The organism is Priestia aryabhattai B8W22, assembly GCF_000956595.1.
Lineage (GTDB): Bacteria > Bacillota > Bacilli > Bacillales > Bacillaceae_H > Priestia > Priestia aryabhattai.
Map to the genome: position 1 here is coordinate 1 of NZ_JYOO01000061.1, position 7,974 is coordinate 7,974.

The window sequence follows — 7,974 nt, forward strand, 5'->3', positions numbered from 1 at the left end:
GCAACCTCGTTCATTGGCCAATGCCGAGGTTGCTTTTTTGTTGTTTTTAATAGCTCTATTTAATATTTTCTAATTCATTTAACATCCTATCAATAAATTCACTAATTTCTACTGTATTCTTAAATCAATTATTATGAGAATCTATATATAATTCAATAAACAAGGGTTGGTGAAAAATACAAATGAAAGCTGAATTACTAATAGTAGATGAAAAGTTAGCATTAATAGTTAAGAAACAAGATATAAAAACTGATTATGATAAAGAAATAATTGCTAGGATTGTTGGTGATATGTACTTTACCCATTCCATGACCGTATCTTTTACAAAAGAAAAGATTCAAGAATCCTTAAATAAGATAAAACAGGCTTATATATGCTTTATTATGGAGGATGGTTACGATCCTGATGTTAGAGTAATTGGTTATACAACGGAACAATTTAAAGCACTAAAAATACTCAGTGAAAAAATTCACTACCTCAAAGCACCAGATAAACCAAAGTTAATTTTAAATTAAATAAAATTTTAAATAGAAAAAGGCTTTTCTCTTAATAGAGAAAAGCCTTTTCTTTATGCTGATCAGTTTGAACACTAATTTTACCACATATTTAATACTTAATAAGACTATTTTCTTACATGTAACAGGACTATTTAATCTTTTCTAATTCATTTAACATCTCGTCAATAAATTGACTAATTTCTACAGTATTATTACTTGTAAACCCCTCTTTAAATGCCGTTTTAATCAGAGATTTCCTTTCTTTTTCAATCTCAACTGTTAAAGCTTCTTTTAAGATCACTTTATGAGACTCCAATATTCCCCTCACCCATTTGCTTTTAATGGCAAAATCAATGTAAAGTTGATTGGTTTTAAAATAATCAACTTTATATTAATTTTATCTTTTTATTTGTATACAAATAATATTTTACAGTATACAAATGTCCTTATACAACGGAATTTTATCTTAAAATCAAAACTTGTCATACAAATTTTGATTTTCATCTTCACAGTCAAAAAGGTTTGTGATATACTTCACATATAAAGATATCCATGACGAACCAGAACACTCTTGAATGTAATATAGAAAAAGCTATTTCACTCCGATGCCAATACGATTGAAATAGCTTTTTTTATATGGCTTTAATTAAATTTACTGACCAGAAAAACCGTAATGATAAGCATTCAACAATAAAAAAATATCATAACCAGCTACAACTACAAAAGCAATAAGTAAGAGTATCGTTTTAAGTTTGCTCAACTTCATGTCTCCTTTTTACCGTTCTAAGTCTTGTTCCTGGCGTTTTGATTGCTTACGGATCCCGCCGACGTATTGAAAAAATGATATCTGTTTCATCTTCTCCACATTCTTATCAATCCAATTCAAGGCTTTTTCCTTCCAGGCTTTCAAAGTCTTATTCTCTTCTCTTAATTCATGAACCTGTTCATTCGCCTTATCTAGCTCTTCTTTTGGCACATAATCCTTTATATAACCAATATTCATCTTCGTTAAGCTCTCATTCACTTCATTTACTTGTACAAGCTCTTTTTTCGTTTTCTCATGTTTCTGCTTCTCAATCATTAAATCATCGCTGAGAGAGCTTATATGAGCTTTATATTGCGTATCTAGTTCTCTCTTAACCTCATCTTTCACATTTTCCTTCTGTTCAGCTGAAAAATCACGGACAAGCTTCTGACGCATTTGTTTTTTTGCCTTCTCTACTTCGCCATCTTGATGCGCCGCGTATATCTGTAATTCTTGCTTTGTTTCACTTAAATCATGCTTCAATGTCTTATTCTCTTTTTCATAACGATCAAGCTCGTGACTCAACGCATGGGTACGCTCATGCTCGGCCGCCAATGTTTGCTGCAGCTCTTTTGTGAGACTCATAAGCTCATGGAAATCTGCTTCTTCCACTTTCACCTTGGAACCCATGACACTCTTGGCCGCCTCTACTTCAAGAGGTTGACTACATAACTCTTCAATCCGTCTCTCGCTACGTATCTCAACGGGTGGTGCTGCTTTCAACTCCACTAAATTATCCATCTGTTGAAGCTCTTTTTCCTTGTGAGCCACTAGTTGTTGCAGATGCTTTAGCTCTTTTTCACGTTCTTGTTTCTTAAACTCATGCACACTTTTATGCTGCAGCTCGCTCGGCTCGCCACGCTCAATGTCATAGCCACGTTTGTTCATGTAGTTATGAAAGTCATCCTGGATTCTACGAATCTTGGTTTTACCATGAAAATACTCTTTCGCCGCCAAGCGTCGATCCTCCGTAATCGGAACAAAACCCACGTGCATGTGTGGCGTCGCTTCATCGTTATGTACCACCGCATATAAAATATTCTGCTGGCCATACTTACCGGCAATATGATCCAATGATGCTTCAAAATATTTGCGCTGCTCGTCTGGAGACATCGCATGCATATACTCCGGACTGGCCGACACAAAGAACTCTGCCACCAGGACCGCATCATTTCGAATTTTTCGCTTCACACGGGTGGCCGTCATTTTCTTAATTTCTTCGTGGTATTTAATTTTGTCCTCATTCACAAAGTCATAGTTGAGCATCGTTCTCATTGAATCGATGTCTTTATTTTTACTATTCTCGCCTTCTCTTTGATTGTGTTTCTGGATCCCCAATATTGCGTCTTTGTGGAACTTTTGCATGCGGATAATCCCATATTTGGCCATCGCTCAATACCCCATTTCGACCACTGTACTTGGGTCTAGCATACCACAATTTTAGATTTGGTGTAACGCACTACACCAATTTTTCATCTTCGATCAAATTGGGAGCGCGCTCTACGAGGTGGCGGTCGGTATTCCTCCCTTTGTTTGGCTCCGCCAAAATGAAAAAGGGCATCCGTTAAGGATGCCCTTTTTCATGAAGACCGTGGACGCCGTCCACGACCTGTAAGGGAACTCTCCCTTAACCCCATCTAAAAAACTCCCCCAACCCCCTCACCTTTTGAGGGGGCTCCCTCGCCGGTTGGCGTCAAACAAACGAGTTTGTTTGAGTGCCAAGAGGGTTTGGGTCTGGTAAATCTATCAACTCCTTAAATTCTCGACCTTACGGTCTTGCGATTTACCGTTGACAGAACATATTTTTAGTCAAATAGCCTAATATTATCTTGCTGATATAAATACTCGTAAAAGTTTGAAGTTTGAGATACGTTAAAGCTTACGGATGCAGCCGCAGTATTGAGACCTACACTTGTTCCTGCAGTCGTACTTTCATTATTGTAAAAATCCCCCTGAACTTCATAGAATAAAGTTTTACCTGAATTTAAAGCTTTGGCTGTTGCATCGCCATTGAAACCTTTACTTATACCATTGTAACTTCTATCTATCGATATTTTTATTATACTTTTAATTACATATTGCCCTGAACTGTTCTCACACAATTCTGTCCAAATATGTAATTTTGGCTTGTATGAAGACGTCACATCTAATGTTCTTGAAAAAGCAACAGCTCCAGTAGCACATTTTCCAGTTGCAGTCGTATTTGCCGTTGCTGATGTTCTGGCTTTTTGACTTGAATTTTTATCGCCCTTTAATTCCTTTAAAACAGATTCTTTAGAGACACCATTATCTTCAGCTATCTTTTTAGCAGCTTCCTCATTCGAATAATACTTAACTGTAAATCCATCTTTTTCAAGTTGCTCACCAGATTGTAATTTAGCTAGGTCTAATTCTTGATCATCACTTTCTGCAGCACTAACTTGATTAATAGATATTTGACTGACTAATAGAATAATAGATAGTCCTACAATTTTAATAAATTTCTGAAACACATCATTACCTCCATATCTCTTTTTTAACCATAAATGGGAATTGTACCCTATTATACATACCCTATTATTTGGTAATCAACCCAATTAACAATATTTGATACTTTTTACTTATATTAGATTATAAGGTTTATACTAATCTCTTCTAAATGTATCATTGGATATATATTTCAATTACTACACAAGGAGGCACTATCAAGATTATGAAAAAAAACATGAAGATTTTTTCCATACTCACTGTCCTAATTATTAGCTTAATTGGTTGCAGTTCTGAGCAGACTGATACTGGTAAAGAGGTTTATGAAGGAGAAAAATTAAATATAGGAATTGTAGGTGAAACACCAGAAATTAATGAAAATAAAAATGTGATTAACTTTAAAAAGATATCTTTAGAGGGTATTAATAGACTAGACCTTAAGTCATATGATGCTGTCATCATTTCAAAAGATTATTTGTCTAAAGCAGCTAATAAAAAATATAAAGATACATATCTCAATGGTCAGATACCCTTCTTTTTCGTTGAATCAAAAGGTTCTATTTTACCTTTCGTAGATAATTCATTAACATATAAACAATATGCTGATCGTGTAAATGATACTCAAAGCTACATCGTAGGGGTTTTAGGAAATCCAAACGGAGATAACTACAATACATGGCAATATGATTATGCAATTAAAAACGATAAATTTGATAGAACTGACGTAAAGGATATATATTCTAGAGTTTTTAAAACTGTAGAAAAAGTAAAAAAAGAAAGAAGAAGCTAATATTTCAAATCATACTCAAAGCAAAGGCCGCCAAAAATATACAATGAAAACAGGAGAACAAAAGAAAAGTATCTTGAAATCACATCCAGCTAATACTTGTTTCTTAAAGAAGCTGACAAAGGCCACTGTAATAAGTATTAAAAGGACATATCATATACAACATAGCTCACTACATAAAAAAAGGCACCTTAAAGGTGCCTTTTTTCAACAAAGCTTCTCTTATATCTTTGTAATAACGTCAGACTCAATCGTATATTACATTTTTTCCTTCTTCGCTTAACTTTTTTAAAGACGTAAGCATATGATTTATTTCTTCATCAGAGTGTCTTTCCCATGACCCTAACTCTGCTACTATTTTTAAAGGAGATTTAGATCTATAAGAACGTGTTGGGTTTCCAGGAAATTTTTTGTCAGTTAAATTTGGATCATTTTCAAATTCGCCTAATGGTTCTACAACATAAATTCTCTCTTTTGAATTAGATCTTGCTAATTCAGCACCCCATTTAGCAGCGTTTAATGTTCCAGTAAAATAGATATGGTTAGATTTTTTATCCTGATAATTAGATAAATACAACGGCTCAAGCAGATCTCCAATCTTTAGTTCTGCTTTAGTACCATGAAAAAACGGACCAGGATCTAAGACATTTTTCTTGTCATTCATATAGCCACATCCTTTATACTTTTTGACTTGTGTATAACAGTATAAGGCCGGACATGAGTGAAAAAACAGTCTATAAATAATTTTTAAATAGGGTTATAATTAAAGTAGAGATTAAGATGTGATCGGAAACAAACCATTTAATAAAAAAAGGACTGCTAATTAGTTAGCAGCCCTTTTTTTATTTCCAAAATTCCCACCACTTCTTTTTCTTTTCTTCACTGGCAGCAATAAGTTTTTGAGTTTCTTGCATTCCCTTAACAGCATCTAAAAGTTCACGATCTCTATTCTCTAATTTCTTTGAAATATACTCATCTCTTTGTTGAATCTGTTTCAATAATTCTTGGTTAAATTTCATTTGTTCTTCTTTAAAGTCTTCAAATTGTTTTAGTAATTGCTCATACTGTTGTGTCCCTTGATATGTCACTAATTCCTCTGTGTCACGGTCTGACACATCACCTTCGCCAACCATTGATATTACTACATTTATAGCTTGATCCAGTGACATATCAGGGTGTTTTATTAACTCTCTAATCTTACGTAAAACAATTACGTCCTTATCAAAAAAACCCCTGTGGCCCAACTCGTTTTTATGGATATGGTACCCTGCTTTTTCAAGCAGCTGAGAATACTTACGAACAGTAGTATTCTGTATCGCTAAAAGGGTAGCTACTTCCCTTGCTGTATAAACCTTTTTCTGCTTCTTTGTGTCACCTGACATATCGCACAACCTCCTGCTATGTCCTATGATATGTCATTCTATATATAAAAGAAAAGTCCCTTTTAAAAGATCATTTTGACTTATATTTTACAATCACGTGGCCGCCTTCGTTTTGGGGTGTGAGGCTGGCTTTAAAAATAGTGTTGATACATTATGAAAAAGAGTAGAATTTTGGACAGTTGCTCTGGCGGTTCGGCAGGTATAATGGCTGTCGTAAGCCGAGCATCTTTAACTTCGTTTTGGGTATGTTTCGGCTTGGCGATATAACCATGCCTGCCGAAATTTAAAATACAAGGAGAAAAGAGTGGAGATTTTTTAAGTGATTTTCTAAAAAAATACTACTCGCACCTTGTATTTTAAATAGCTATTTTAGTTTTATAGTTTTAACGAAAAAAGTATAAAAAGACCCTTGCAATTCTATCAGCGAATTGCTATTTAATAGAGAGTGAGAGGAACAAAGAGTTCGAAGGTTAATAAACCTATATGTACCAAGGCTTTTAAGATTTTTCATATATATCGATTTCGATATACTTATATATCGAAATCGATATATATGAAAATCAAAAGAAATAAAAAAAAGAGCTATGTCAATAGCTCTCAACAAATCTTCTCGGGTAAATTTCTAAATAAGGGTTTAATATTAATCTTTTTAAAAATCATTTGTAACGTTTCATTTACATCATCTCTATCACCAGAATAAATAATATTAGGATTTAAAAATAATGCATAACTTCTAGCTGAAACACCTTCACGTCCTGTCTCTGCTTTAGCAATGATACCTTTATCAATTAATTGCTTTATTAAACGATTTACAGTAGGTTGGCTACTTCCTATTTTTTTAGCCAATTCAGCCTGAGTAATTGGAATAGCATTCTTTTTAGTGATATCCTCGACAATACAATTAGAACGAAAAGCAATATAAGGCATTACCCTAAATAAAAATTTCATTTCTTCGTTTTTAAAATATTCTTTTTCCATCAGATATCCTAAATTTAGTTGGTTAATCTGCACAAATTTCACCTTAGACTTAGGGGATTTTTTAATGCCAAAATAGACCTCTTTTCCTCCAGCTGCTTTACTTACAGTCTGTATTGCTTGATCTATTTCTTCCTGATCAACCCCATAGAAATCATTTTTTGATTTTTCTCTTTCATTTTCAAAATCTCTTAACCTAGCTTTATTTTCAGCTGATTGTAGTGCTTTATTCACCATAATTCCTCCATTTTTTTGTGGAAGGAACTAACCTTATTGTGTTAGAATACATTTATAAAGTTATGTAGTTGAAGGTTAATCCCTTCTTAATATTTTTTAGAAGAAGTCCTCCGAGTCCGCGAAAACTTGAGGGCTTTTTCTTATGTATAATTTTCTACCAAATCCTACATTTTTGCAAACCCTATTTGTAGAATAAACAAGAAAACTCACCTAAAATGTAGGTGAGTTCTTTAGTCTAATAACCCTTTTTCTTTAAATACTTTTCTCAAAGCTTCATTCACCAATTCAGATTTATAACTCCTAGGAACTCGATCAATAATACTTAAAACGTCGTCATCAAAATAAAAACCCCTATATATTCTTTTAGAACGGTCTTTTGGATTCTGTAGCAAAATATCAATTGCATCTACTTTACTAGCATTGGTACTAGCTTTTAAAAAGCTAGTACTAGTACTTTCACTTTCATTTATATTACTAATATTAGCTGCTATTTCACTAGTAGTTTGCGTTTGTTCTGCTAGTACTTTACTATTTTTAGAAACAAGGGTATTAAAATCAACTTCTAAAGGTTCTGGCTCTTCCCCAACATAACGATAAATACTTTGCTTACTGTCCCATTCATACCCTAGTTTCTTAATCCTTAATTGAATGGTCCGAGTACTTACACCATACTGATCAGCTAATTCTTTAATTGTAATTTCTTTCATCATAATTCCATTTAACATCTTTTTTACTAGCATCATACTAGCCTCCACTTCCGTTTTAAAAGTATAGTACTAGTATTCAAATGCAAGATGATATTTCCTCCTATAACTTCTCTTACTT

General features: G+C 33.6%; 9 protein-coding genes. 2 read left to right on the forward strand and 7 right to left on the reverse strand.

Going from position 1 to position 7,974, the window contains the following annotated elements; translation table 11 throughout:
• Positions 1-182: 182 nt before the first annotated feature.
• Positions 183-515, forward strand: coding sequence for a hypothetical protein (locus N178_RS25260; protein WP_045295604.1), 333 nt, complete (start codon positions 183-185; stop codon positions 513-515).
• Between the two features lie 130 nt (positions 516-645).
• Here N178_RS25260 and N178_RS25265 read toward each other — a convergent pair whose 3' ends face one another.
• The 3 genes from N178_RS25265 to N178_RS25590 form a co-directional block, all read right to left on the reverse strand.
• On the reverse strand, positions 646-813 hold the full coding sequence (locus tag N178_RS25265) for an aspartyl-phosphate phosphatase Spo0E family protein (protein ID WP_045295605.1): 168 nt from the start codon (positions 811-813) through the stop codon (positions 646-648).
• Positions 814-1,272: 459 nt separating this feature from the next.
• Entirely contained in the window at positions 1,273-2,691 is a 1,419-nt protein-coding gene (gene mobV / locus N178_RS25270) for a MobV family relaxase (protein ID WP_080890260.1), read from the reverse strand.
• 416 nt (positions 2,692-3,107) lie between these two features.
• A complete protein-coding gene (locus N178_RS25590; RefSeq protein ID WP_052942439.1) occupies positions 3,108-3,794 on the reverse strand; it encodes a hypothetical protein in 687 nt (228 codons plus the stop codon).
• Positions 3,795-3,994: 200 nt separating this feature from the next.
• Here N178_RS25590 and N178_RS25280 point away from each other — a divergent pair, with 200 nt between their 5' ends.
• The gene (locus tag N178_RS25280; RefSeq protein ID WP_045295606.1) at positions 3,995-4,558 is read left to right on the forward strand and encodes a hypothetical protein; all 564 of its coding nucleotides are present in this window, start codon (positions 3,995-3,997) and stop codon (positions 4,556-4,558) included.
• A gap of 244 nt (positions 4,559-4,802) precedes the next feature.
• Here the strand turns inward: N178_RS25280 and arr are convergent, their stop codons facing one another.
• From arr to N178_RS25595, 4 genes are all read right to left on the reverse strand, one after another.
• Positions 4,803-5,219 (reverse strand): NAD(+)--rifampin ADP-ribosyltransferase, encoded by a 417-nt coding sequence (arr, locus tag N178_RS25285; RefSeq protein WP_045295607.1) that lies wholly within the window; start codon positions 5,217-5,219, stop codon positions 4,803-4,805.
• A 178-nt stretch (positions 5,220-5,397) separates the two neighbouring features.
• On the reverse strand, positions 5,398-5,937 hold the full coding sequence (locus N178_RS25290; protein ID WP_045295608.1) for a DUF3967 domain-containing protein: 540 nt from the start codon (positions 5,935-5,937) through the stop codon (positions 5,398-5,400).
• Positions 5,938-6,534: 597 nt separating this feature from the next.
• A complete protein-coding gene (locus N178_RS25295) occupies positions 6,535-7,149 on the reverse strand; it encodes a winged helix-turn-helix transcriptional regulator (RefSeq protein WP_045295609.1) in 615 nt (204 codons plus the stop codon).
• 230 nt (positions 7,150-7,379) lie between these two features.
• Positions 7,380-7,892 carry an HTH domain-containing protein gene (locus N178_RS25595; RefSeq protein WP_237758611.1) on the reverse strand — a complete coding sequence of 171 codons (513 nt, stop codon included), beginning with the start codon at positions 7,890-7,892 and terminating at the stop codon, positions 7,380-7,382.
• Between the last annotated feature and the right edge of the window lie 82 nt (positions 7,893-7,974).